At 42.0% G+C, this 25,173-nt stretch carries 21 protein-coding genes; 16 read left to right on the top strand and 5 right to left on the bottom strand.

Annotation, left to right across the window (positions count from 1 at the left end):
* Positions 1–126 precede the first annotated feature (126 nt).
* Positions 127–627: a GNAT family N-acetyltransferase gene (locus MHN81_RS07735; protein WP_239425452.1), complete on the top strand. Its 501-nt coding sequence runs from the start codon at positions 127–129 to the stop codon at positions 625–627.
* A gap of 177 nt (positions 628–804) precedes the next feature.
* Here the strand turns inward: MHN81_RS07735 and MHN81_RS07730 are convergent, their stop codons facing one another.
* Positions 805–1,473 carry a helix-turn-helix transcriptional regulator gene (locus MHN81_RS07730; protein WP_023401482.1) on the bottom strand — a complete coding sequence of 223 codons (669 nt, stop codon included), beginning with the start codon at positions 1,471–1,473 and terminating at the stop codon, positions 805–807.
* 513 nt (positions 1,474–1,986) lie between these two features.
* On the opposite strand from MHN81_RS07730, the gene MHN81_RS07725 reads away from it, so the two are divergent.
* From MHN81_RS07725 to MHN81_RS07710, 4 genes are all read left to right on the top strand, one after another.
* Positions 1,987–2,886 carry a sulfite exporter TauE/SafE family protein gene (locus MHN81_RS07725; protein WP_036977227.1) on the top strand — a complete coding sequence of 300 codons (900 nt, stop codon included), beginning with the start codon at positions 1,987–1,989 and terminating at the stop codon, positions 2,884–2,886.
* An 80-nt stretch (positions 2,887–2,966) separates the two neighbouring features.
* Positions 2,967–3,623, top strand: coding sequence for a TetR/AcrR family transcriptional regulator (locus tag MHN81_RS07720; RefSeq protein WP_239425451.1), 657 nt, complete (start codon positions 2,967–2,969; stop codon positions 3,621–3,623).
* Positions 3,607–4,959, top strand: a complete 1,353-nt coding sequence (locus MHN81_RS07715; RefSeq protein ID WP_239425450.1) for a hypothetical protein — start codon at positions 3,607–3,609, stop codon at positions 4,957–4,959. The genes MHN81_RS07720 and MHN81_RS07715 overlap by 17 nt, the downstream gene beginning before the upstream one ends.
* Positions 4,956–8,087 carry an efflux RND transporter permease subunit gene (locus tag MHN81_RS07710; RefSeq protein ID WP_239425449.1) on the top strand — a complete coding sequence of 1,044 codons (3,132 nt, stop codon included), beginning with the start codon at positions 4,956–4,958 and terminating at the stop codon, positions 8,085–8,087. The genes MHN81_RS07715 and MHN81_RS07710 overlap by 4 nt, the downstream gene beginning before the upstream one ends.
* Before the next feature lie 309 nt (positions 8,088–8,396).
* Here MHN81_RS07710 and MHN81_RS07705 read toward each other — a convergent pair whose 3' ends face one another.
* The 3 genes from MHN81_RS07705 to bmp8 are packed head-to-tail and all read right to left on the bottom strand — an operon-like array spanning position 8,397 to position 10,577.
* The gene (locus tag MHN81_RS07705; RefSeq protein ID WP_023401487.1) at positions 8,397–9,644 is read right to left on the bottom strand and encodes an FAD-dependent oxidoreductase; all 1,248 of its coding nucleotides are present in this window, start codon (positions 9,642–9,644) and stop codon (positions 8,397–8,399) included.
* An 11-nt stretch (positions 9,645–9,655) separates the two neighbouring features.
* Positions 9,656–9,976 carry a 2Fe-2S iron-sulfur cluster-binding protein gene (locus MHN81_RS07700; protein WP_239425448.1) on the bottom strand — a complete coding sequence of 107 codons (321 nt, stop codon included), beginning with the start codon at positions 9,974–9,976 and terminating at the stop codon, positions 9,656–9,658.
* Positions 9,977–9,986: 10 nt separating this feature from the next.
* Positions 9,987–10,577: a tribromopyrrolyl-2-carboxylate decarboxylase Bmp8 gene (gene bmp8 / locus MHN81_RS07695; protein ID WP_239425447.1), complete on the bottom strand. Its 591-nt coding sequence runs from the start codon at positions 10,575–10,577 to the stop codon at positions 9,987–9,989.
* Positions 10,578–10,862: 285 nt separating this feature from the next.
* Between bmp8 and MHN81_RS07690 the strand changes: the two genes are divergently transcribed.
* From MHN81_RS07690 to MHN81_RS07645, 10 genes are all read left to right on the top strand, one after another.
* On the top strand, positions 10,863–11,939 hold the full coding sequence (locus tag MHN81_RS07690) for an alpha/beta fold hydrolase (protein ID WP_239425446.1): 1,077 nt from the start codon (positions 10,863–10,865) through the stop codon (positions 11,937–11,939).
* Entirely contained in the window at positions 11,936–13,156 is a 1,221-nt protein-coding gene (locus MHN81_RS07685) for an NAD(P)/FAD-dependent oxidoreductase (protein WP_239425445.1), read from the top strand. The genes MHN81_RS07690 and MHN81_RS07685 overlap by 4 nt, the downstream gene beginning before the upstream one ends.
* Before the next feature lie 42 nt (positions 13,157–13,198).
* The gene (locus tag MHN81_RS07680; protein ID WP_023401492.1) at positions 13,199–14,341 is read left to right on the top strand and encodes an acyl-CoA dehydrogenase family protein; all 1,143 of its coding nucleotides are present in this window, start codon (positions 13,199–13,201) and stop codon (positions 14,339–14,341) included.
* Positions 14,338–15,894, top strand: a complete 1,557-nt coding sequence (locus tag MHN81_RS07675; protein ID WP_023401493.1) for an amino acid adenylation domain-containing protein — start codon at positions 14,338–14,340, stop codon at positions 15,892–15,894. The genes MHN81_RS07680 and MHN81_RS07675 overlap by 4 nt, the downstream gene beginning before the upstream one ends.
* 111 nt (positions 15,895–16,005) lie before the next feature.
* Entirely contained in the window at positions 16,006–17,553 is a 1,548-nt protein-coding gene (locus MHN81_RS07670) for an NAD(P)-binding domain-containing protein (protein ID WP_239425444.1), read from the top strand.
* A gap of 18 nt (positions 17,554–17,571) precedes the next feature.
* Positions 17,572–18,180 carry a chorismate pyruvate-lyase family protein gene (locus tag MHN81_RS07665; protein WP_239425443.1) on the top strand — a complete coding sequence of 203 codons (609 nt, stop codon included), beginning with the start codon at positions 17,572–17,574 and terminating at the stop codon, positions 18,178–18,180.
* Positions 18,181–18,183: 3 nt separating this feature from the next.
* Positions 18,184–19,560: a cytochrome P450 gene (locus MHN81_RS07660; RefSeq protein ID WP_239425442.1), complete on the top strand. Its 1,377-nt coding sequence runs from the start codon at positions 18,184–18,186 to the stop codon at positions 19,558–19,560.
* A gap of 88 nt (positions 19,561–19,648) precedes the next feature.
* Positions 19,649–20,038: a hypothetical protein gene (locus MHN81_RS07655; protein ID WP_239425441.1), complete on the top strand. Its 390-nt coding sequence runs from the start codon at positions 19,649–19,651 to the stop codon at positions 20,036–20,038.
* Positions 20,039–20,110: 72 nt separating this feature from the next.
* Positions 20,111–20,446, top strand: coding sequence for a hypothetical protein (locus MHN81_RS07650; protein WP_239425440.1), 336 nt, complete (start codon positions 20,111–20,113; stop codon positions 20,444–20,446).
* A 246-nt stretch (positions 20,447–20,692) separates the two neighbouring features.
* The gene (locus tag MHN81_RS07645) at positions 20,693–20,890 is read left to right on the top strand and encodes a hypothetical protein (protein WP_023401499.1); all 198 of its coding nucleotides are present in this window, start codon (positions 20,693–20,695) and stop codon (positions 20,888–20,890) included.
* Between the two features lie 494 nt (positions 20,891–21,384).
* Here MHN81_RS07645 and MHN81_RS28065 read toward each other — a convergent pair whose 3' ends face one another.
* Entirely contained in the window at positions 21,385–22,692 is a 1,308-nt protein-coding gene (locus tag MHN81_RS28065; protein ID WP_275446954.1) for a PAS domain-containing methyl-accepting chemotaxis protein, read from the bottom strand.
* Positions 22,693–23,174: 482 nt separating this feature from the next.
* On the opposite strand from MHN81_RS28065, the gene MHN81_RS07630 reads away from it, so the two are divergent.
* The gene (locus MHN81_RS07630) at positions 23,175–25,100 is read left to right on the top strand and encodes a S9 family peptidase (RefSeq protein WP_239425439.1); all 1,926 of its coding nucleotides are present in this window, start codon (positions 23,175–23,177) and stop codon (positions 25,098–25,100) included.
* Positions 25,101–25,173 lie beyond the last annotated feature (73 nt).

Genomic DNA, 25,173 nt, shown 5'->3' with positions numbered 1-25,173 from the left:
CTAAAAGCCCTATTTTTGCGTAGCAATATAGGGCTTTTTAAGTTTACAGTGCTCTAAAATTATTTACTAAGCAATTCATTTATATAATGATTGGTGTAAATTAAGTCCCAAAGGAGTATTCACTTAATGATCACTTACAGAAAAGCAAAACTATCAGAATTATCCAATCTAAAATCACTATTATGGAAACACGGTCCTAACGAGTGGAATTATCTAACCCCTGACGGTGTTGATGATGAATTTGCATTGGTAGAGTGCGCTAGTGCAGAGGCTATGGTGGCATTGGAAGCTGATGAAGTCGTCGGTATGGCTGTTTTGATCGATGGAACATCTAGCCCTGATTACCTTACTAAATATGCAGATTTAGAACATATCTCATTTATAGGGGATGTTGTTGTGTCAGCTGAACACAATGGCAAAGGGATAGCCACACAGCTTTTGAATCACTGTATCGAGTTGGCTAAAGATAAAGGTGCAAAAGCGGTGTTCATTGAAAGGCATGAAGAAAACCTTGCCTCCGCTGGCATGATGAAAAAAGCCGGGTTCTTAGTTGTTGATACGTTTCATGATCCGCAAAAGCGCAGTGCAGGTTCGCAAAATAGTGTGATATTGGCTGTTCACTTCTAGCGCATGTATGCTAAAAGATGACATGTGAGCAGGGGAATACGTAAAGCCGCCTATATCTACAGGCTAAAAAATCAATCCATGGTGTGTTTCGTTTGTATGCTTGTTATTCATTTGGCAGCAAGTGCTGCAGCCAAATGAATTTATTAATAGTTTCGGGTATTTGTAAGGTAACTATGTTTAGCTAAAGCTCAGCTCTTTGGTCAACGCCATCGCCGCAGAACGATTTGGGGCATTGAGCTTTTCTAGTATTTTTGCAACATGGTTTTTTACTGTGTACTGGCTAATTCCTAAGATCATGCCAATTTCACCATTTGTTTTACCAGATGATATCCAGTCCAGTACTTCTTTTTCTCGGTTCGTAAGTGATTGTATAGGGGAGCGAGAGGTTTTGTCATTTTGATAACGAGAAATTTGAGCTTTGTGCAGGTAAGGCAGGACCAACTCAATTAAGTAAGAAGCGGGCGCAGTTCGATTGGAACGCTTGTTGTTGAACGCAACCAGTGTTAAAAAGTTTGAATTTGGATTATCTAAATCATAAATAGTGATATCAGATAATGGGTTTCTATCCTTGCATAAGCTCTTCAATATATTGATGTTTGTGAATTTCTTCACTTTCGCAACAGTGAGTAAATCCTCTTTAAAATCTTGTGGAAATGAGCGTAAGCACTCTGTTTTGACTTCTAAGCTGGATTTATCAATTAAAGCTAAATACAGCTCATCCGATTCGGCAAACGACATCGCTTCTTGAAATACTATTCCATCTAGTGAGCGTTCAATAATTGACGTTTTAAGCAACTCTATTGCTTTAAGTACGCTAGAAAGCTCTTTTGTGCAGCCCAAAAACATATGCATTCTCCTTTACAAATACGATTTCGATAGGCGTATCGACTTTTCTGGTGTTCAGTAAGTACGATTGGTGACGATACCTATTTAATTAATCGTGTGATTAATTAAACATGAACGGCTAATTGATATCAACGAAAAGTGAACGAATTGTGTGGTAAATAAGTGTTAAATTTTAAAAAAGTGTTGTTTTATGTGTTTGTGACGGTTATTAATTTTTTTATATGGTTTATTTTTAAACAAAGTTGCCAAGAGTCTTAGAATTTTAAGTCTATGTTTTTAATCCGATTATTGGGTTATTAGTATTGCTGGGTCGAGTTTTTAATTTGTCAAGTTGATCTAAGTCAAATGTAAGTAGGTACAAAATAAGTTAATACTTAACGAAAGCGTAAGGCTGTTTAAAACTTCTACAAATGGCTAGTGGGGCTTTACCCCTAATGGTCCAATCAGACTATTCGCAGGGCTATTTTTCGTTTGTTAAACTGCGAGTCATGATTGCAGGGACATAAAAACACCATGATAGAAAAATTGAGACAGCCGGCAACTTGGCCGCTTTATTTCACTTTGTTGATTTACGCGACTCTAATTTGGATGCAAGGCTTTTCAAGCGCGATGTTGCAAGTATTGCAGGAGTTCGAAATTGCATTGACTATGGCATTGGGTTCTTTTGTCGCAGGGGGGACCGCACTTGGAGGCGGGGCGGTAGCATTTCCTGTCATGACCAAGGTACTGGCTATTGAGCCAAGTACTGCCAAAGTATTTTCTTTGGCTATTCAAAGCTTTGGTATGACAGCTGCGACAATTACAATATTGTGTCGTCGTATTCCTATCTATACAAATTTAGTTCTACTGGCATTGCCAATGTCGGCATTTGGTGTTGTTTTAAGCTTAATGTTTGTTGCACCTACCGCACCTCGGCTACTGGTAAAATCTATTTTCAGCTTTTTACTGCTGTGCTTCGCGGTCACTATGTTGTTGCGTTGGTGGCGAAAAGCACATCATCAGCGCAGCGCACAGCGGATTGAACCAAACACTTTGCGATTTATGGTGGTAGCGTTTGTCGGCGGAATAGCCAGTGGATTAGTTGGGTCTGGATCAGATATTGCGTTGTTTGCCCTACTGGTCATTGCCTACAATGCGGATATTAAAAAAGCGACCGCGACGTCTGTGGTTGTTATGGCGTTTACATCTTTGGTTGGCAGCGCCATGAATGCTTGGTATTTAGGTGCCATTACACCTCAAATAGAAAGCTATTTATTGGCCGCTATTCCTATTGTGGTCATTGGGGCACCGCTGGGCGCATATGTTTGTTCGAAAGTGAAAGTTGGCCAACTTGTGAGTTTCTTACTGTTACTTATCGTTTTGGAAGTGTCTTTCACGAGCTACGAATTGTGGTCTGGAAGTGTTCTAGTCTGAGCAAAGTTTAAACATTTGTTTGACTGTAGCTGCGACTTTCTATTTAATTAACCGTGCGATTAAAAAAATAAGAATACACAATGGAATCAAAGACCACAAAAAAAGTCACACGGGGCCGTCCTGTATGCGAGATCAAGCAAGCTGAGCAAAAAGCTAAGCTGATCTTCTCAGCCAAGCAATTACTGAATATTAAGTCTTACAGCCAAATTACGATCCGAGATATAGCCTCTGAAGCTAGCATCAACTCGGCAATGATTAAATATTATTTTGGTGGCAAAGAGAATTTATTTGTTGAATTGATAAAGTCTATTGCTGATGAGCAGTTTTCCCAGTTTGAAGATCTGGGGGAGCACAAAAACCCCGTGTATTTATTTATTCGTCGTTTTGGCGAAATTTTGCAGTCTCACCCGGGTATTGTGCATTTGTTAAGCGAAGAAGTTCTAAATAAAACAACGCCTTTAGCTCAGGCTTTTATGGCTGCATTCCCTGCACGAGTATCTAAATTTTTACCACCACTTATTCAACAAGAAACAGGCATTTCAGATACCAAAAAAGCGAAGTTAGCCGCTTTTCAGCTCATTACACTTTTAGTGTCTCCCTATATTTTGAAAACCTTGCGTCAGCAAGCTTGGCAAATAGATGATACCGAGATCCAAGGTGAAGCGTGGGCGAAGGATTTATACCGGCATTTCATATATGGACTTAAGGAGAGTAACATCAATGAGGTGGAATTTTAGCGCAAAAAAAAACCTGCCTATCGCCGTCCTAGTGGGGATAGTACTGGTGTTGTTAGTTGTAAGATTAACATCATCGACCAAACATAATGACATTGAAGAAGTTGGCCAACTTGCCCAGTATCAAGTACTCACCATGCAGGCTATCAGGCCTGAAATTGTGGGGTATGGCAAGGTAACACCAAATATTCAGCTCAATAGCCTTGCGCAAGTGTCGGGGGTGGTAACTTATTTGCACCCGGCATTAAAAAAAGGAGAAATCTTCAAAGAGGGCACTTTGTTGATAGAAATTGATGACAGTGACTATCAATTACAGTTAGCCAAGTCAGAAGCGGATTTAGCTAGCGCTGAAGTTGAACTGGCTGTTAAGCGAACGGCGATAAAGAACAACCTACTAGACATCAAGCTTAGCGAGCACAAATTAAAAATTGCCAGCGATGAGCATAGGCGTTTGAAACGTTTATTGGACAACGCTAGCGTGTCTCAAGCTGAGCTGGATAAAGCACAACAAAATATGCTGGCACAGCAGCAAGAATTACAGCGCTATGTAAATCAAAAAAACGTACTGCCACTGGAAGTGAAAGCACTGCAAGCTCAGGTAAAAAAAGCTCAGGCGGATGTTAATAAAGCGCGTATAGACATAGAGCGCACAAAAATTCATTTACCATTTACTGGCCGTATTCACCAAGTCAACATTGAAAGAGCGCAGCTGGTGACCAAGGGCACGAGCTTATACCGTGCCAGTGACATCAAAAAAGTGCTGATCAATGCACAATATACCTATCAAACGTTTAACCAGTTCTCAAGCTTTTTCAATCGGACTCCGAGTATGCAAACTATTTCCGAGCGTGGCATGGCAAGCTACTTGAAAGCGCAGGGATTAGAGGCAAAAGTTGAAATACTTGCGCAACCAGGTGTTTATTGGAAGGCATCAATTGAAAGGCTCAGTGATGAAATTGATCCTCAAAGCCAGACGGTCGGCGTCGTAGTGTCAATTAGTGACAGTTACAAACAAATTGAATTAGGTGAAAAGCCGCCACTACTTGCAGGGATGAGGGCAAAAGTAACCTTGTCGGCAAGTGAGCAAGATTTTGTTGTTGTACCTAGGTATTTTATTAGAGATGGTCATGCACTTATTGCCAGTGATGATAACAAATTAACTAAGGTATCTTTACGCGGGGCAATAAAGCAGTCTGGTAGTTTTTTGATTGATAACCCCAAGCTAAGTGGCGCTAGACTAATTACAACCGATTTGTTCCCTGCAATTGAAGGTACTCGATTGAATTTAACAGCCTCTGAGCAACTCAGTGATGTTACCGATAGGGAGCGTCATCAATGATCCGTTTTTTTATAGCTCACCCAACGGCGGCAAATATATTAATGATGTTGTTTTTGACCATTGGCCTTTTCAGTTTGCCACAGATTAAGCGCGAAACTTTGCCGCAAATTGAGACTTATCAAATCGATATTTTGGTTCCTTATCCCGGTGCAACTGCAGAAAATGTTGAGCAGAAGATTTGCTTGAGCTTGGAAAATGCATTAGATGGCATTAGCTTCATGGAAGAGCGGCACTGTGTTGCAAGGCAAAACCTTGGCCAAATGACGGTCAAAATGTATGAGCAGGGCAACTTTGAACAGTTTACTACCGATGTGAAGAATGCCATTGATACCATTGATGATTTTCCATCTCAAGTTGAACAGTGGACAATCCAAGAGCGCGGTAGAACACAAGAGGTGGTGAGCATAGCGCTTGCGTCAAAACACAACGATCTATCCCGTGTAGAGTTGAAGGCACTGGCTGAAAAAGTCAAACAACAGTTACTACGGGACCCAAATATACCCATTGTTGAAATTAATGATTTCTCAAAGCATCAATTGAGAGTCACGGCGTCCCAAGAAATGCTTCGCCAACACGGTTTGAGTATGGAGGAGCTCGGGAAGCGAATAACTGGGCAAAATATTGAATTACCTCTTGGAACACTCAACACGGCTTATGCAGATACTCAGATCCGCTTAATGGACGAAAGGAAAGACACCGAGGCGCTCAGTGATATTGTTGTTGCGTCAGGGACGCAAGGCAACGATGTGACCATAGCTGATCTTGGCCAAGTTCAAGACATGTTTGAAAAAGATGAAAATCGAATTTATTACAATGGCCGTCAAGCAGCCATTTTAACGGTTAAAAAGAATTCTGTAGACGATAGTTTGCGAGTACTACAGGCGACAGAAGCTGCATTGGCTGATGTCAGATTGAACTTACCTGACAGCGTTTTATTAACATTAACGAGTGACAATACCAGCTTAGTTAAAGACAGAATTTCATTACTGATCAGTAATGCGTGGCAAGGATTACTACTCGTGTTTGGCGTGATGTGGCTGTTTTTCTCGTTCAAATATGCATTTTGGGTGGTGATGGGCTTACCTGTATCATTCTTAGCAAGCTTTTTTTTAATGCTGCATTTTGGCATCTCAATCAACATGCTCTCTATGGTAGCTTTGCTACTGGCACTCGGTATTTTAATGGATGATGCCATTGTGATCGCTGAGTCTATTGGTACCAAAATAGAGCAGGGCTTAGCCGTAAAAGAAGCGGTGTTGCAGGGCACTATGGTGGTTTTACCAGGAGTTATCTCTTCTTTTGTCACAACCTTGTGTATTTTTGTTGGTTTAGTGTTTATCGAGGGAAATTTAGGACAAATTTTAAAGGTGATCCCAATCGTGCTTATCTCGGTGATCACGGTATCACTGATAGAGGCGTTTTTAATTCTGCCAAATCATTTAACTCATGCGTTGCAATCTAAAGCTAAAGACACGGCACTATCGAAAAAAGTGGTGGTGATCCGCAGTCGGTTTGAGAGCAAATTTAGGCATTGGAATGATGCTATCCTTGGCTTAAATAATCGCCTTATTAAGTACAGGTATTTGGTGATTGGAAGTGTGATTGCGTGTTTTTTGTTTTCGTTGAGTATGTTGGTATCAGGCACCTTAAAATTTACGGCGTTTCCCGATATTGATGGCGATGTACTGCAAGGGCGGCTGTTGATGCCAAACGGCACCCCGTTTGAGGTGACTCGGCAATCAATGGCAAAGATTGAAGCTGCGTTACAACGCACCAATAAAAAGCTTAGTGAGGGCGAAGAAGCGCAGTTGGTACGGGCTATGACTATCACCTACGGTGAAAACCCTGACTACCAAGATCAAGGGGCGAATTTGGCATATATATCTGTTGATTTACTGAGCGCAGAGCAACGAAATACAAGCATCCAAACCTTTTCTGATATGTGGCGAGCGGAGCTTGGAAATTTGCCAGAAGCACTGGCACTGTCCTTCAAAGAGCCAAAACTTGGCCCGCAAGGTCGTGCGATTGATATTCGATTGATGGGTGAGGACACCACTGAACTTGCTCATGCGGCCTATGATCTAAAGAATTGGTTAAAAGGGTATGACGGGGTGCAAAATATTACTGATAACTTGCGGCCAGGTAAGCCCGAATATACTTTAACTTTACAGCCAGGCACGCTGGAGCTAGGGATTAATTCAGCTACGATTGCCAACCAACTAAGGCCTGCATTTCAAGGGACCAAATTGCTGGAAACGCATATTGGACTTGAAGACTACGAAGTAACGGTCAAGTTGAGTGAAACCAGTATGGATGAGTACAGCGACTTTGATAACTTTCCAATTATTCACCCGGCTTCTCGGGTGGCTATTCCCCTTTCTGCATTGGTTGATATTGAACAAACGCGTGGCTTTGCAGTGATAAATCGCATCGATAGCCTGAGTAGTGTTTCTGTGTATGCAGATGTTGACAGTGATCTCAATACGGCGTCTGCTGTGGTTCAAGATCTGAAAAAGCAGTTTTTATCTGACCTACAAGCGCATTATCCAAGTCTGATATACAGCATAGAGGGGGAGGTTAAAAACGCAGGGATAACTCAAAACTCAATGCGTCGAGCAATGCTTTTGGGCATGATTGGCATATTCTTGCTACTCGCACTGCAATTCCATAGCTATGTTGAACCTCTTATTGTGATGGTTTCAATTCCACTTGCAATGATAGGGGTCATTTGGGGACATTTTATTATGGGGATCAACTTCTCTATGCCGTCGCTCATGGGGTTTATTTCACTTGCGGGCATTGTCGTAAACGACTCTATATTATTGGTTCAATTTGTTAAAAGCCGAGTAAAACAAGGAATGAGCGTACATGATGCTGCCGCTCAGGCAAGCCATGATAGATTTCGTGCCGTGGTACTCACGTCTGTCACAACTATTGCAGGGATGACTCCTTTATTGTTTGAAAGCAGTCTGCAGGCTCAGATATTGATACCACTGGCGACCAGTATTGTTTTTGGCATTATGGCATCCACATGCTTGGTGCTTTTGGTATTACCATGTCTTTACAGTATCTTAGAAGACTTTGGTGTCGCAAAGCCACACACTTCCCATAAGTCAGTTCACGTCTAAGCATTTTGCGTGCATATATAGCGCAGTACGATATGCACGCGATTGATCTTCATATTTAATTCTGCGCCGGCTATGGCAAGGGGGACGCCATCGAGATACTCGATGTTAAGTAAGCCCTCATTAATTGATAAGCCAGTTTTAACTATGAGTTCGTTGTGGCGGGCAAAATCCTAGAGCGTATTTCAATTTGTTTTTGATTCTGAGCTGGGATTTTAACCATCAATAAATGAGACTTTAAGGAAAAAAAGAGCCCTTTACGGGCTCTTTTGGCTTTCACGCTTGGGGTGTGCGCCGTTTTATGTGAGATGGCTAGCTTGGCTGTGTGAGTTGGGCTAGTGCTTGAAATAGGTCAATGTCGGTATTAAGTAATGTTTCTTTGGGTATGGGTAACTTTAGTGCAATGATTTTCTTTGCGGCCATAAACTCTTTGGCGCAATTGATGCAATCTGCGGCAATGACTTTACCTTGTTTGAGGTACCACAGTGACAGTGCTTGCTCGTTGCATTGACGTAAAATGGTTTCGTCATAACCTTGATTAAGTCCGGCAATTTGAATTTTACAATCGAATTGATCAGACCAAAACCAAGGCACTGCTGTGACAGGTTTATGTTTACCGCATATCGTCGCGGCGGCTGTTTTTGCTTGCTCTAGAGCATTGGGAACGGATTCTATCCTAGTGGCCAATCCACTATGATGCTCTATACCTATTGTGCAATCGCCTGCGGCATAAATATTGTTATCTGTGGTTTGACACAGTTCATTAATGACAATTCCGTCATTTTCAATTAATAACCCTGCACTTTTTGCCAGCTCGACGTTGGTTTTAGCACCAATTCCAACAACCACAATATCAGCAGGGATCACTTTGTCTTCGCATAACACGGTACTAACGGTGTCTTTGCCCTGAAAAGCAATGACGTTGGTATCGGTGAATATTTTTATGCCATTGCTTTTATGTAGCTTGTGATAAAAGGATGAAATACTTTGAGCTGTCACCCTAGCCAATAGTCTTGATTCCCGTTCGATAATAGATACATCATGGCCCATTTTCTTAAGCACCGCAGCCGTTTCCAACCCGATGTAGCCTCCACCGACCATGACAATTCTACGTTTATTCGGTTTCCCTTTTTCGGAATTTATTGATGCGGATAGCTTTTCAATATCTTTGAGGGTTTTTATATAAAAAACATTGTTAAGATCAGCTCCCATGCAGTCCGCTTTCCTTGCGCGGCTGCCAGTACAAATTAATAACTTGTCGTAACTTAGGCGCTCGCCGGTTTGTAACACAATACTTTGTATGGCGGGCTCGATACGCTCAACACGCGTATTTAATTTTACTTCGACGTCGTCCTTTCTATACGCATTTAGCGGCCGGATAAGTAACTGCTGGGCACTGACTTTGTTTTGTAGATAGGTTTTTGACAGTGGTGGGCGATGATACGGCAAGCTGTCTTCATCGGTTAGTAATATGATCTGACCCGTCCATCCTTCTCTTCGTAAGCTGGTACACGCTTGGGCGCCCGCATGACCTCCACCGATAATGACACACCTTTGCATCTTTAGCTCCTTTAGTATTGAGATTGTGGTAAGTGGACTTGCAAGCCATGATGTTCATCTGAAACCATAACTTGGCAGCTTAGCCTACTTAGATCCTTTGGCTCAGCAACCAATTCCAACATATCGCTTTCATTGCTGTTGGGTTCGGCAATTTTTCCTTGCCAATCAGTCGTCAAGTAACAGTGACAAGTGGCGCAGCTACCTGAGCCTCCGCATTCAGCTTCAATGCCCTCGACCATATTTTCCATGGCAGCTTGCATCAATGATGTGCCATTTGGTACATCTACCTTGGTTTCGTTCCCTGCAAAATCTATAAATGTAATCTCAGGCATAATGTTGTCCTTATACGGTAAATTTAGTGATCTGATTTATTTCGTCGAGAATGGCAGCTGGATCCGCTTCAAGTTGGCTATCCATGGCGGTGTTCCAGCGGTTAAGGAAGCCACAAATGGCAATCACAGCAGCAATTTCAATTACAGCCTCTTCTGAGTAATGTTTGCCCAATGTCTCGTAGTGTGATTTTTCAAGGTGTGCAGGTGAAGTACTGCATGCAAAAGCAAAGCGCAGTGCAGCACGTTCTGCGTCATCAAAAAGCACGTTTGTTTCAAATTCAAATGCCGCCAAAACCTTAGCTCTATTGACGTTTACACGACTGGCGATGTGAGAAAAGTGGCCTTGGCAGTATTGGCACCCCGCAGCATTACTACTGATGGTTGCAATTGCCCATTTAAGCTCGCTGCTAATGTGCTCGAATCTACTCAAACAGCCAAATAGTTGTCCAAAAGCTTGTGCAAGCATTGGGTTTTTAGCCATGGTGAGAATACCATTTGGGATAAACCCAAGATTGTTTTCAATGGCTTGATAAATTGGTTCCAGATGTGGCGTTGCAGCTCTTTCTACTGGAGTTACCAAATGGTTATTACCCTGTTTCATATTCCCTTGTTTCCTAACTTAGTGATCATGCCAACAAAGTAAGTTTTTTACTCATTGCTGCCTATAGTCCGTTCGGACCAAAGGGATAGTCCACTGGGGCTATGTTGTAAAAAACTAGATAGCGATAGAGTTTTTATAGGCGAACGAATTAAGCACAAGCACACAGTCAAGGTTGCTTGAGTTGAGTGCCAAAAGAAAATCTGCCTGATGATACGCAAAACCAAATTTTGGTTTTGAATGTTTTTTGAGGGTTAACAATATTGCCAGACTAGATAGGAAACTAGGATGATTGAAGAACTTATTGAATTTATAAATCAAGACTTACTAGAAGGGGCGGCACCCGATCTAGATCAACATACCCCATTACTGGAACTTGGAATTTTAAACTCTTTATCCATGGTCAGGCTGCTCGCTCATGTTGACCAGCGTTATGGTGCCAAAATCCCAGAGCATGATATTACGCCAGTACACTTTGAAAATATTGAGACCCTATGCGCTTTAATCAAAGTGTTAAGCACTGAGGAGCAAAGCCAGACACAAGAAGCAAGCTCTGAGCTAGACCGCTTAGTTAAACTGCAGCAAAGCTACGGTATTCAAAGTGAATTGGTGCAAGCGGGCAGTGGCTTTAAACAGCATACATTACGCGTCAAAGGAGACGGTCCTTTGTGGATTTTGCTTCCTGCATTAGGTAACCCTTCGACGTCTTGGTCTTCTACATTGCGCTCCGTTCAGGGACGTCACAACGCTGTTGCACTAGATTTAGCAGGGTTTGGCCTAAGCGAGAGTGAAAACGACTCTCCTTCATATGTTGACCACGTAGAATATACGTTGCAATACCTTGAAACACTGGAAGAAAAAGATTGGGTATTGGTTGCGAACTCTGCCGGCAGCATGATTGCAACGGAAATTGCTAGGCGCCACCCTGATAAAGTTAAAGCATTGGTCTGCACCGGATTTGGTTTGGTTGAAGATGTAGAGAGCTGGTGGGGAGATTTGAAAAAAATGTCTGCTAACCCCGAACAGTTTTTGGCCGCAGCGTATTACCATCCACCAAAAATGACACCAGCTTTGGAAGACTTGCTAAATGATGTGCTGTCTCGCCCGGCATATCACACCTTCCTAGATGAATATGCGAAAAAGTCGATGGCAACGACATTTGATAATGTCACTGTTCCAACCTTGTTTGTTGCAGGAAACCACGACCAAATTATTCCACCTGAATGGAGCGAAAAAGCCGCCGAAAAACTTGAAAATGCCACTGTCACTCGGTTATCTCGATGTGGTCACTTTTCGGCATCTGAGCGTCCAGAAGAGTTTGTCTGGGTTGTTGAAGACTTCTTAACTAAGGTGGACATGGCATGAGCGCATTTAAGAGTTACGATGTAGTTATTATTGGCAGTGGTCCTGCTGGAAGCTTATGTGGCATTGAATGTCGTAAAAAAGGTCTGTCAGTTTTATGCATTGAAAAAGATGAATTTCCGCGCTTCCATATTGGCGAGTCGCTGACAGGAAACGCAGGTCAGATCATCAGAGACTTAGGTCTGGCAGAAGAAATGGATGCAGCTGGTTTTCCTGATAAACCGGGTGTAAATGTTATCGGATCATTGTCTAAAAACGAGTTCTTCATTCCAATTTTGGCACCTACTTGGCAAGTTAGACGCAGTGACTTTGACAATATGCTCAAGCGTAAGGCGTTAGAACATGGTGTTGAATACCAACAAGGCTTAGTTAAGGATGTGATCAAGCATGACGGCAAAGTTGTTGGCGCTATATACAAAGCTGATGATATGGAACACCAAGTGCGTTCAAAAGTGTTGGTCGATGCCAGTGGACAAAATACCTTCTTATCGAGAAAGGGCATCGCAGGAAAGCGTGAGATTGAGTTCTTTTCCCAGCAGATTGCTTCATTTGCACACTATAAGGGGGTTGAACGTGATTTGCCGCCGTTTTCGACAAACACCACCATTTTGTATTCAAAACAATACCACTGGTCATGGATCATTCCTATTTCACCAGATACTGACAGCTTAGGGATAGTGATCCCAAAAGACCTCTACTACAAAGAATGTAAAAACCCAGATGATGCTATCGAATGGGGAATGGAAAATATTAGCCCAGAGATCAGACGTCGCTTCCAAAATGCTGAGCGTATCGGTGATTCTCAGTCCATGGCTGACTTTTCATACCGCATTGAACCCTTTGTTGGTGACGGCTGGCTGTGTATTGGTGATGCGCACAGATTCTTGGACCCAATTTTCTCTTACGGTGTGTCTTTTGCTATGAAGGAGGGGATCCGTGCTGCGGATGCAATCAAGCAAGCCATCGATGGAAATGATTGGAAAACCCCATTTTATGCTTATCGAGACTGGAGTAACGGTGGGCAGCAAATTGCAGCAGATTTGATCCGCTACTTCTGGATCTACCCAATTTTCTTTGGTTATCAGATGCAAAACCCTGATCTACGTGACGAAGTTATTCGACTTCTGGGTGGCTGCTGTTTTGATTGTGAGGGCTGGAAAGCGCCAACAATCTTCAGAAATGCCATTGAAGAGTACGATCGCAAGCAAATGGTAGGGTAAAGGAAAAGCACTGCGCTTTTCCTTCTAAGGGAAGGATTGATTATGAACTTTGAGTGGAATGAGGATCAGCTCGAGTTGTTTGAGCATGCACTGAGCTTTGCACAAGACTTAGATTTTTCTAAGTTGCCGCAGGGGGAGTTTCCAATGGATGCATGGCGTGCGCTTGGCGAGTTTGGCTACTTTGGACTACCAATCGACAGCAAGTATTCGCCATCTGGGAGCGGCTTTGACATTTTGACAACGGTCAAAGTCCTAGAAGGCTTGGGTCAAGGGTGCGCAGATACCGGTATTTTATTTGCGGGTGCAGCACACACGTTTGCCTGTGCGATGCCGATTTATGAGCATGGCAGTGAACAATTAAAACAGCAGTTACTGCCTTTATTGGCAAGCGGAGAAAAGATTGCTGCCAATGCGATTTCTGAAGCAGAAGCTGGTTCTAACATCGCAAAGTTAACAACTAAGGCATGGCGTGAGGGTGATTATTACATCATTCAGGGCGCGAAGTCGTATGTGACAAACGGCGGTGTGGCTGACTACTTTGTACTGTATGCCACTACGAATGCTAAATTCGGTTACCTGGGCCAAACCGCTTTTGTGGTGCCTGCGGATTTACCAGGCATTGAAGTAGGGAATAGCTATAAAAAACTGGGCTTAAACTCAGCGCAACTTAATCAAGTTTTTTTCGATGAAGTTAAAGTGCACAAAGATTATGTACTTGGCAGTGAGGGGCAAGGTGCGAGAATTTTTGCCGCGTCAATGGACTGGGAACGTTGCTGCTTATTTGCTTTATTTATTGGCGTGATGCAGCGTGATTTAGAGCGCTGTATCGACTATGCAAATACGCGTAAGCAAGGTGATCAAACCATCAGCAAATTTCAAGCTGTATCTCACCGTATTGCCGATATGGAAGTCCGTCTACAAAGTGCCCGTTTGCTGCTGTACTTTGCAGCTTGGCAAAAGTCACAAAATGTTGATAACACCAAAGCCGTTGCTTCAAGCAAGCTTGCGATCAGTGAAGCTTTTGTACAGTCAGGGATAGACTCGATCCGTGTGCATGGTGCTCTAGGTTATCTGCAAGAAAGTGGTGTGGACTCGAGTATTCGCGACGCATTGGGGTCAGTGCTGTTTTCAGGGACTTCAGACATTCAACGAGAACTTATCTGTAATCGGTTGGGCTTGCTATGAAAATACTCAGTGATGTTTTACACAAGGGACTCTGCAAAGGAGGTGATAACGCACTGGCGGTGGCCGATAATAACGAGTCATATAGCTATGGTGATTTATCTCTTGCAGTGACACAAATAGCCGTACTTTTGCAAAGCAAAGGCCTAAAAGCGGGTGATCGGGTTGGCATTTGGGCTGATAAATCATGTCGCGCTTTAGCTGCTATGTTGGCCGTGACCAAGATGGGTGGTGTATATGTGCCCATTGACCCCATGAACCCCATGGTCCGTGTTGATATTATTCGCACCGACTGCACGATGAAAGCGATGTTTACGACCCAAACGAAATTAGCGCAATATCGCGATACACGTGCTGATGACTGTCTGTTTGTCGTGCTTGATAGTGATGGGGAGCTTAGCGCTGCGGCAACACAAGCCTGTGAACTGAATTCAGTTTGCACTTGGCATGATATAGAAGTTTGTCAGCCCTCGAGGTTTAAAAGCGACTCTGATGTGCGCGCTCACGACTTAGCCTACATGCTTTACACCTCGGGCTCAACGGGCGTACCAAAAGGGGTTCGTATTAGTCATGCCAATGCTTTGGCATTTGTACAGTGGGTGATCGACAAGATCAAACCCATTGCATCTGACAGGTTTTCAAATCATGCGCCATGGCACTTTGATTTGTCTGTACTGGATATTTACGTGGCATTGGCAACAGGTGCGAGTGTGCACCTTGTTTCTGAGCTGGACAGCTATGTGCCTAAAAAGTTAGTTAATTTTATCGCTGAGCGAGAAATTACTATTTGGTATTCAGTGCCAACGGCATTAACCATGATGATGAATGCAGACCCTCAGTTTGGTCAAAAGTGTAAGCAGCTTCATACCATTATTTTTGCAGGTGAAGCTTTTGACACTAAGTCGCTCTCCTTATTGCGAGCGCAGTTTCCCTTAAGTGACTTATTTAATTTTTACGGGCCAACTGAAACCAATGTATGCAGCTACTACAAAGTACCAGACAGTGTACCTGAAGAATTACCTATCGGTTATGCCGCAAGTGGGGCTCGTATCGCCATTTGTGATCAACAAGGTAATGGCGTTGAGATAGGTGAAAGAGGATTTATAACTGTCGTTGGTCCAACTGTTTTTGATGGCTATTGGGGCAAAGAGTTACGCCAGCAAGCAGCATATAACACGGGTGATATTGGTTATATCAATGAATTTGGAGAGTTGATGTATATCGGCCGTCAAGACCATATGGTGAAGGTTAAAGGCTACAGAGTGCATTTGGGTGAGGTTGAACGCGCCTTGTATCAGCATCCTGAAATAAAGGAATGTTTGGTAGAGCTGGATGAAAATAAAAACCTTATCGCGCACATCGCATGTGGCTCCCAGCCCCCGTCATTGCTGACGTTAAAAATGCATTGCGCCAAACGATTGCCGAAATACATGCTACCAGAACATGTTGTTTATTGGGATGCATTACCACGCAATGGTAACGGCAAATTATCGCGTCGAAGCTTATCAGAAACTCGCCCACGGCACGGGAGTAATACTGTGCAAAGTGGTGCGTAACCAGTTTACACAAAGTAAACATTAACCTCGGAATTGTACAAATATCATATGGCTTTATGCAGAGCCGTTATGGCTGTGGTGTGCAGTTCCTTGCTATACACGGAGAGAATTATGAACAAGACAATAGCAGTGATAGGTGCTGGTTTATCTGGTATTGCCGCCGTCAAACAGCTAACAGATGGCGGCCATCAAGTAACTTGTTTTGAAAAAGCAGAAAGTTTTGGAGGTGTTTTCGCAGATAAAAAAATCTATGACGACTTACACCTGACTATTTCAAACTATTTTATGGCCTACTCAGACTATGTGCCCAACCATCAAAAGTTGAAATTTTGGTCAAAAAAAGAGTATATCAACTACTTGGGCGAATATATTGAACGTTTTGATATAGCTAAGCATATTCATTATGACCATGAAGTATGCTGTGTTCAAAAGCAAGGTGATAAATGGCTCGTCACCTACAAGAATGCCGATACCGAACAAACAAAAGAGTTTGATATGGTTGCAGTTTGCTCAGGACATTTCCAAAAGCCTAAGTTACCAGACTTACCTGGTTTGGATATGTATCAAGGAAACATTGAGCACTCGAATGATTATCGCGACAAACATAACTATGCTGGCAAACGGGTATTATGTGTTGGCTTAGGCGAAAGCTCGGCAGACATCACATCAGAAATTTCGCAAGTGGCGAGAAAGTGTATTTTATCGCTGCGTCGGTATCCTGCGGTGGCGCCTCGATATATGGCTTTCCAAGAAGATCCGTACTTCACAATAGATACATCATGGCTCACATCACGGATCGTAAATAAATTACCGCATAGATACCACGGTGGGATCACCAAGGGCATTTTCAATAAGTATGTGACGAGCCGCAACGACCATGTGCGTATTCGCGGTGAGTGGCTGAAAAAGTCCGGACCATCTCATCATCAAGCTGTGACTAAAAATGAACGATTATTTCGTCCTATTGCCGACGGTAAGGTTACGCCAAATATTGGTGGTATAGAACGGTTTGAGAAAAATGCAGTAGTATTTAAAGACGGGACGCGTGAAGAGGTTGATGCGGTTGTCTTTTGCACAGGTTATCAGCTGAGCTTCCCGTTTTTGGATGTCAGTATTGCCAACATGCGTGACCTCTACAAACAATTGTTTATACCCGAAATGGGGCATTCACTATCATTCATTGGCTTTGTCAGGCCACAACAAGGCGGCATTCCTGTTATCGCAGAGATGCAATGCCGTTATTTGTCCAAGCTCGCAAGTGGTGAGGCGCAGTTGCCAACACTATCAGAAATGCATGACGTGATTAAGTACGATACGAAACATTGGCAAACTGAGTACAAGATCACACCACATGTCGCTTCTCTTGTGAACTATTGTCACTACATGGATTCAGTGGCGAAGCTGGTTGGTTGTATGCCTCAAATTCCCAGCTTATTTAAAGACCCTATGTTACGTGTAAAGTTGTTACACAATCCGCAATTTGCAGCCCAATACCGTCTTGATGGGCCAAATAACATGACTCACACGGCAAGAGAATTTTTGCTTAGCTTTCCAAACATAAGTTCTTGGCCGCGAATTATTCATTTTGAAGTGGCACTGGCCGCACAGAAATTATTGTCTCGTTTGCGTTTAGACGGGTTACGCGAGATCAGCAAGTAAATAGTACGAGGAAAGGACATGATTCGATTGTCAGATGAAAGCCTGTGCAATTTAGACGATAGTTTAAGCACGCAAGCGTATAACCTGAGTAACCTCAGCTACCTACAAAAAATTATTCTAGGTACTGATGGAACTGTAACCCAGCTGCTAGAAAGCATTGTTGGGGAAAAAATTGTCGTCGACAAATTGCTCGAAGCGGAAGTTGGAGTAGTACCACATGAAGAAGAGATGCATTGCCAGCGGCGTGTGATCACGCTTAATGGTGACCAAACTGGGTTGCCTTATTTGTATGCAGACTCTTTAGTGTACCACGGCAATATGAATGTGAACTTTTCTCGTGCATTAACTGAAACACGTATTCCCATTGGCAAAGCATGGGAAAAATTTCAAATAGAAACGTATAAGACATTGCTCGCTTGGGGCTTTGAGTATGCAAATGAGCTGTCTCAGCATTTTGCCATAGAGCCCAAAGATCTTGTGTTGTACCGCACTTACATAGTGTATTCACAAGGTAGAAAAATTTTTCGCATTACCGAGAAATTTCCACTTGCTTGGTACATGCAGTCAGAGCAATTCGACAATCAATTTGCAACACCAGAATTATCAACCTTAGTCAGTGGGATTTGACCAATGAAAAACACCGATACAGCAGAAGCTTTACCACAAAGCAAATTAAATCTAGACGAATTAACTCCGACAATTCCTCATATTTCATTTGACAGTGAGGATGGACAGCAGTTTTTTTGGGGTGAGGATTTTCACCTAATAATCGAATCTCTGTCGAAAAAATATGGAGATATCTACTCGGTAGAAACAGCCAAGGGCCCAATAGTGGCGCTGAATGGTTATCAATATGTACGCGAAGCATTGGTCGCTCAAAACGATGTATTTAATGTTCGAGCGGACTATGAAATTTTGCAAATCGCACCACAAAAGCACTTTTTAGAATTAGAAGCCGGAGAACAGTGGCAGGTCCACCGAAAAGTGTTTGCAAACGCAATGCGTGAGTATTTTTCAACCCGTTGGGACCAAATCGAAACTTGGATGACCACAGAGGTTAACGACATTGCCGCCGTGTGGAAAGCGCAAGGAGATGTATCATTTGACCCCAATCGCGAGGTGTCATTAAAGCTCGCCAGCTTTTTACATAAAGTCATGTTTGATGATCGCTTTGGTGAATTTGAAGTGAGTATTTTCGATGAAAAGAGTCTGAGCTGGTTGCCGAATGGTTTTATAAACAGCACGCGCCATGAATTAATGCCTACGGATTTACAAGAAAAGTACTATCAACAATATGGTGATGCGATCGAGAAGTTTAGCTCTAACCTCAATGGTCTAGATCAATATGTTTCATTTAACGTGAATCGCCGTAAAGAAGACTATGTGGCCGGGGAGTATCGCGATTTATGTGATTATTTGTTCGCAGCGAATGATAGTGTTGATGATGCGACCAAAGCGGGCTTAAATATCGGAGAAAAAGAAATTGTCGTAGGATCTTTAACCCAAGTTGCGGGTGCAGGCGGTGGCGTTGGGGCATTCGCGATGCGCTGGGCCTTGTTATATCTTGCCGCTTTTCCTGAATATCAAGCGCGTGTGCAAAAGGAGCTAGATGAAGTTGTTGGGGATGATGAGGTACCGCTCAATAAGCACAAAGCTGACTTACCTTATACACAAGCATTTATCGCTGAAGTGCTACGTCACTGTTCTATTACGTCTATGCCAGCGGCGAATTATGCAACTAGCAAAGATACTTTGTTAGACGGTTATTTTATTCCAGAAGGCACGCCGCTGGTGATTAATAATTACAGTGTTACCCGTGACGAGACGCTGTGGGAAAACCCAGATGAATTTATCCCCGAGCGTTTTTTAGATGACAATGGTGATGCTCAGTTGGCACATAAGTTTGAATTTTCTATACCCGAAGGTAAACAGGTAAATCTAAAAGCAATTTCTGGCGTATTTTTAGTACCTGAAGAAGTGGATATTAAAGCTAAATCGAGATTATAGCTCAGCAATAAATTACAAGGCCATCCTACTTAGGATGGTTTTGCATCCATCCTTAAAAAATCATAAAATAAGTGGTTTATTAATATTAATGGTTGTTATACTTTATGATTCGGTTTTTTCTGTAGTACTTTTTCTCTCTTTCATTTCAATTTCCCAAGCGCACAGTGCTGATAAATGGCTGGTTAATGTCAATGTGGCTGAGTTGAGCGCAGGATATAAAGAAGGTTATTTATTGGTGTCTTTTAATACAGAGGGTGGTAGTAGCGTTTTCACAAATCCTAAAAACTGCGCCAGAGTAAGTGGTAACTTTTTCATAGTTGACCCTAACAATGCCAATGTTGACCATATATATCCTATGTTACTTGCAGCAAAAACAGCGCAACAGCCTGTGAGTATCGCGATTGATGCAAACCACTGTGGTACTAGCGGCTTTGAACATGGCCAGAGTCGTCCGTCTATTGCCCGTGTAAAGTTATAAATTGTTCAGAGTATCAGTCATGTTTGATGATAGCTTTGGTGAATTTGAACTGAGTATTTTCGATAAAAGAGTTTGAGCTGGTTGCCGAATGGCTTTATAAACAACACGCGCCATGAATTAATGCCTACGGATTTACAAGAAAAGTACTATCAACAATATGGTGATGCGATCGAGAAGTTTAGCTCTAACCTCAATGGAATTGTCGTAGGATCTTTAACCCAAGTTGCGGGCGCTGGCGCATTCTCGATGCGCTGGGCCTTGTTATATCTTGCCGCTTTCCCTGATGCTCAGTTGGCACATAAGTTTGAATTTTCTATACCCGAAGGTAAACAGGTAAATCTAAAAGCAATTTCTGGCGTATTTTTAGTACCTGAAGAAGTGGAGATTAAAGCTAAATCGAGATTTTAGGTTCAAAAACTTACTTAGCGCCCACCGTATATAGGTGGGTATACTAGTAAGAAAATGAAACCTTCAAAACTTATGATGTTGACTTTACATTTGTATTTTTTTGTGACAAGGTTGTTGTCGTTAAATTAAATAGCTTGAATATTTCTTGTTGTTTATTTTAATTTGGGTCGTACTTTATTAAGTGTGAGCTAATAAAATTTATGGCAGGGTTATTGCCAATTAAAAATAAAAGTTAAAGGAATTATAATGAAACTCAACTTCAAAAAATCAAAACTTAAGACTCTTTCAAACGACAAAGCTGCATTACCTACAAAAGCGACACGAGGCATTGTTGGTGGTGGTAGATGGATTTCATTTTATAACGAGTGCGATAGACCAACATCAACAGGTTGCCTATCAAATGACCCGAATGATACGAACTGTACAACTAATACTTGTGCATAAGTAATCGAAATATCTATAAGGCCAGAACTTGCTGGCCTTTATGTAGATTTTATACCTTAACTTTCTCCAGCCTACTTCTTTCTGATTTTTAATATACTTTGTCGTTAAGTCTTCCTCTATATGAATCTATATGCTTGGCTTGATTTCGGTGTTGACCCACATTTATGGGGTTATTTCCCCTTTTTTAAAATAAGAGTATATACCATCTAATAATAGTAATTAGCGAAGAGGTATAGAGTAAAATTCCTCTAAATCCAAGCGGGTTTCTCGAATATCGGGGCTTTGGAGCTGTAGAGTGTTTAGTATTAAAGATAAAAATACAAAGCTATAGGCAATGAGGGGGTCGAATAAATGACACGAAGGAGCGTCATACACCCACGTAAAGCTCAATCGCTTGGTGAAAACATATTACTCAGAGTAATGAAAACCGACTACTAAATCAAAAGGTGCGATCCAAATACGGCAATCACACCAAGTACAGTCTGCTTAATGGGCTATCTAAGCCTTGAGACCGTATTTACAATACTGTCAACTTGCTGATTAATTTCATTGATTGTGGTGTTGAGCTCTTCAATTAACTCGACGCCTGAAGCGACTTGTTCTGCGCTTTTTCGCATCGAAGCGGATGCCTCGGCTGAATGGGCCAGGTTTTCTTTTACCACATCGGCGATTTCTGTCGTTGAACTGCTTGTCCTTGCTGCCAGTTGACGCACTTCATCGGCAACCACCGCAAACCCTCGACCTTGTTCTCCGGCTCGTGCCGCTTCTATTGCTGCGTTTAGCGCCAGTAAATTTGTTTGCTCAGCAATTGCACTGATGGTTGAAACGATGTTATTGATTTGGTCTGACTGCTTATTCAGTGCCTCAATTTTAGTGAGGGCAGTGCCCATATCTTTACTAAGTAATCGCATTAGGTCTATTGCGCCTGAAACAGATTTTGATCCACTTTGAGCTGCACTATCAGCCAAGTTAGAGGCTTGGCCAACTTTTTCTTGTGCTTGGCGAGTACCTACAATACGGTCAGTTATATCAGAGGCGAATTTAGTTACTTTTATAACTTTACCACTTTTATCTATGATTGGATTGTAACTCGCCTCCAACCACAGTTCGTGTCCGTGCTTATTCTGACGTTCAACCTGACCACTAAAATAGTGTCCATTGGTCAATTGGCTCCACAAGGCGTTGTATTCAGAAGACCGTACAATATGTCCGGGACAAAACATACGGTGGTGCTGGCCTTTAATTTCATCTAGCCGGTAGCCTGTCGCAGCCAAAAAGTTATCGTTTGCCGATAAAACATTGCCTGAAGTATCAAATTCGATGACTGCCATCGAACGGTATAAAGCATCAATGAGATTTTGTTGCGATACGGCTGTATACTCTCGTTTTGTCACATCCGATGCGAATTTAATGATTTTGAACAGTTTTCCACTTGCGTCAAAAACAGGGTTGTAACTGGCTTCAAGCCACAGTTGTTTACCCGATTTTGTGAAACGCTCAATAGTACCGGAGAAAAATTCACCTCGGTTTAAGCTATTCCATAGGGCTTGATAATCGGCAGTGCTTGAATATTGTTTATCGCAGAAAATTCGGTGGTGTCGACCTATTAACTCGCTTAAATCATACTCCATAACTTTAAGAAAGTTATCGTTGGCAGTAATGATTTTGCCGTCAGGAGTGAACTCAATGATAGCAGTAGAGCGGCCGACAGAAAAAAGGGTTTGCTCTAGAGCTTGTCGATCTTGTTTCTCTATAGCAAGGGCTTGTTGAAGTGCTTTTCTCTCTTTTCCAATACTAAACATTGATGTTCGTAAACCTTGTGATGATTGTTCAGGATTGGCGAATTATTGTGATGTGGCTTTAAAAGTCAATATTTGACGCTAAATTTCATCATTAAGTACCAATTATAAACGCTTTCTTCGTGAGTTTTGTGATTTAAGATAATAAAAACAATGACTTGGCTGTATGTTGAAAGGGGCGTCTCTAATTGAGGTTATTTTAGTTAAGGTGTTATTGCTGCTTTTTTTGACCTAATTATTAATAATTTTGTGTTTAATTTATTCTTAATGGTGCGTTTATTTGTCTTTTGTTGAGGGCCAATGAGGGCGTGTATTCAAATGATGCATCATTAAAATAAAGTTAAAGGTTGTTGGTTTTTCTTTTCTTTTTATTTTGTTTTTGTAATTAATAGGCTTTTTTGATATGCTTTAGGAAAAGTTGTAGAAAGTGGATTTAATGTGTTTGATAATTCCTGTTTGGGAATTAATTAAACAATAGGAATATAATGCGTCAGCCGCTTTGGATCTTCATCGCAATAATAATAACAACGTTTCATTTCGGTGTGTTAGCTAGTAAACAGCCAATCCTACCTATTGAAGCTCATGCGAGCTTGCCGAATGTAAGCCAATTTAACCTTTCTCCAAATGGCTCTAAATATGCCTATGTAGTAAATCGTGGCGGAGTATTAATTTTAGTAATACAAGAAGCGACAACAGGCAAAGTTTACCCAGTGACAAAAACCGACAACCTAAATGCAAAACTTAATTGGTTCGACTGGGTTAATGAGGACATTTTATTATTGGGCGTCTCATACACAGAAAGACAAGGCCTTATAAGATATACGCGCACAGAGTTACTAAGTTATGACTTAACGAAAAAGAAAAAAGGCACGCAAGCGGTTATTCGACCGAAAAGAGGGCAGAATAATTCTCAATTCAAAGACAATGTGATCAGTATGCTACCTGATGACCCAGATCACGTGTTGGTTTCTATTGATCTTAAACAACGAAACCGCCCAGGTGTTTACAAACTGAATGTAAAGAAGCGGCGTTTAAAACGGGTTATGAGCTTTAAAGCGCATGTGGTTGATTGGATAGCTGATCAACAAGGCAATGTAAGGATTTCATATCATCAGGATGATACCCGTGTGTTTTATCGTTTACTAGACAGTAAAACGAATAAATGGAAAACAATATTCGATTACGAAGTTTTCTCTAAAAATAAAGTCGCTGTGCTTGGTTTTGATATAGATCCGAATACGCTTTATATAAAAGCCATTCATAAAGATAAAGAGTCAATTTTTAAGGTGGATATCACAGATCCGGCTCTTTCTAGTGAATTGGTGTTTCACGATCCAAACTATGACGCTGATGGTTCTTTAGTTTACTCTCCAAAAACAGGAGCTGTTGCAGGGTATTCTCATTCGAACATAGACAATGTTATTCACTATTGGGATGAGGAATTACGAACGCTGCAAACCTCTATTTCTCAGGTGTTACCCAATGCAACTAACGTCATCACTGACATGGATAACCACGGAAACAGCTATATAGTATATAGCCAATCTAGCAAGGATCCTGGCAGTTATTTATTGGGAAATAGAAAAAACAACTCGATTTATTATTTAGCTCAGGTATATCCGCAGATCAATGAAAAGACCTATTTGGGCAAGCAACAGGTGGAGTATGCAGCAAGAGATGGCATCAAAATAGAAGCTTATATAACCTTACCGCAGGGTTATAAATCAGGGAAAAACTACCCCGCAATTGTACTACCACATGGTGGCCCAGCAGCACGTGACTATCAAAGCTATGATTATTGGTCTGAGTTTTTTGCTTCTCACGGCTATATTGTGTTCCAACCAAACTTCAGAGGCTCATATGGCTATGGCTTCGAATTTGCGCAAGCTGCGATTGGAGGTTGGGGCAAAGCTATGCAGGACGATTTAGACGACGCAGCCAAGTGGCTGATTGACGAGGGTTATACGAATAAGAGTCAAATGTGCATTGCCGGAGGTAGCTATGGTGGCTACGCAGCAATAATGGCCCTGATCAAGCACCCAGACACATTTAAGTGTGCGGCCAGTTTTGCAGGTGTCACTGATTTAGCATCTATATATTCACAGGCCAGGTACTTCACTAGCAAAGAAGTGATCCGCAAACAACTAGGAAAAGACCGCGATAAATTAGAAAACATATCACCGATTAATTTTGCCAACTTGGTGTCCAAGCCGATACTTCTGATCCACGGTAGCGAAGACTCAGTTGTACCAGTAAAACACAGTCAAAAAATGGCAAAAGCGCTCAAAGAACACAACCAAGATGTCACTTACATAGAGCTTGAAGATGGCGATCACCACTTGAGTTATCAGCCCCATCGTATTACTACACTTGAAGCCATGTTGGCATTTTTTGATAAACAGCTTAAATAATCCATGGGTATTGAGCGCTAATAGACTTGAGGCATGCCAAACACGAGTCTGTCGTTTGGCATGTGTGCTTTGT

The organism is Pseudoalteromonas sp. Of7M-16 (assembly GCF_022347805.1).
Lineage (GTDB): Bacteria > Pseudomonadota > Gammaproteobacteria > Enterobacterales > Alteromonadaceae > Pseudoalteromonas > Pseudoalteromonas luteoviolacea_F.
Note: the sequence above shows the minus strand (reverse complement) of the source record. Positions and strands in the feature narration are given on the sequence as shown.

Coding starts and splice junctions, on each gene's coding strand:
- MHN81_RS07735 (WP_239425452.1), top strand. CDS start 127: ATGATCACTTACAGAAAAGCAAAACTATCAGAATTATCCAATCTAAAA.
- MHN81_RS07730 (WP_023401482.1), bottom strand. CDS start 1,473: ATGTTTTTGGGCTGCACAAAAGAGCTTTCTAGCGTACTTAAAGCAATA.
- MHN81_RS07725 (WP_036977227.1), top strand. CDS start 1,987: ATGATAGAAAAATTGAGACAGCCGGCAACTTGGCCGCTTTATTTCACT.
- MHN81_RS07720 (WP_239425451.1), top strand. CDS start 2,967: ATGGAATCAAAGACCACAAAAAAAGTCACACGGGGCCGTCCTGTATGC.
- MHN81_RS07715 (WP_239425450.1), top strand. CDS start 3,607: ATGAGGTGGAATTTTAGCGCAAAAAAAAACCTGCCTATCGCCGTCCTA.
- MHN81_RS07710 (WP_239425449.1), top strand. CDS start 4,956: ATGATCCGTTTTTTTATAGCTCACCCAACGGCGGCAAATATATTAATG.
- MHN81_RS07705 (WP_023401487.1), bottom strand. CDS start 9,644: ATGCAAAGGTGTGTCATTATCGGTGGAGGTCATGCGGGCGCCCAAGCG.
- MHN81_RS07700 (WP_239425448.1), bottom strand. CDS start 9,976: ATGCCTGAGATTACATTTATAGATTTTGCAGGGAACGAAACCAAGGTA.
- bmp8 (WP_239425447.1), bottom strand. CDS start 10,577: ATGAAACAGGGTAATAACCATTTGGTAACTCCAGTAGAAAGAGCTGCA.
- MHN81_RS07690 (WP_239425446.1), top strand. CDS start 10,863: ATGATTGAAGAACTTATTGAATTTATAAATCAAGACTTACTAGAAGGG.
- MHN81_RS07685 (WP_239425445.1), top strand. CDS start 11,936: ATGAGCGCATTTAAGAGTTACGATGTAGTTATTATTGGCAGTGGTCCT.
- MHN81_RS07680 (WP_023401492.1), top strand. CDS start 13,199: ATGAACTTTGAGTGGAATGAGGATCAGCTCGAGTTGTTTGAGCATGCA.
- MHN81_RS07675 (WP_023401493.1), top strand. CDS start 14,338: ATGAAAATACTCAGTGATGTTTTACACAAGGGACTCTGCAAAGGAGGT.
- MHN81_RS07670 (WP_239425444.1), top strand. CDS start 16,006: ATGAACAAGACAATAGCAGTGATAGGTGCTGGTTTATCTGGTATTGCC.
- MHN81_RS07665 (WP_239425443.1), top strand. CDS start 17,572: ATGATTCGATTGTCAGATGAAAGCCTGTGCAATTTAGACGATAGTTTA.
- MHN81_RS07660 (WP_239425442.1), top strand. CDS start 18,184: ATGAAAAACACCGATACAGCAGAAGCTTTACCACAAAGCAAATTAAAT.
- MHN81_RS07655 (WP_239425441.1), top strand. CDS start 19,649: ATGGTTGTTATACTTTATGATTCGGTTTTTTCTGTAGTACTTTTTCTC.
- MHN81_RS07645 (WP_023401499.1), top strand. CDS start 20,693: ATGAAACTCAACTTCAAAAAATCAAAACTTAAGACTCTTTCAAACGAC.
- MHN81_RS28065 (WP_275446954.1), bottom strand. CDS start 22,692: ATGTTTAGTATTGGAAAAGAGAGAAAAGCACTTCAACAAGCCCTTGCT.
- MHN81_RS07630 (WP_239425439.1), top strand. CDS start 23,175: ATGCGTCAGCCGCTTTGGATCTTCATCGCAATAATAATAACAACGTTT.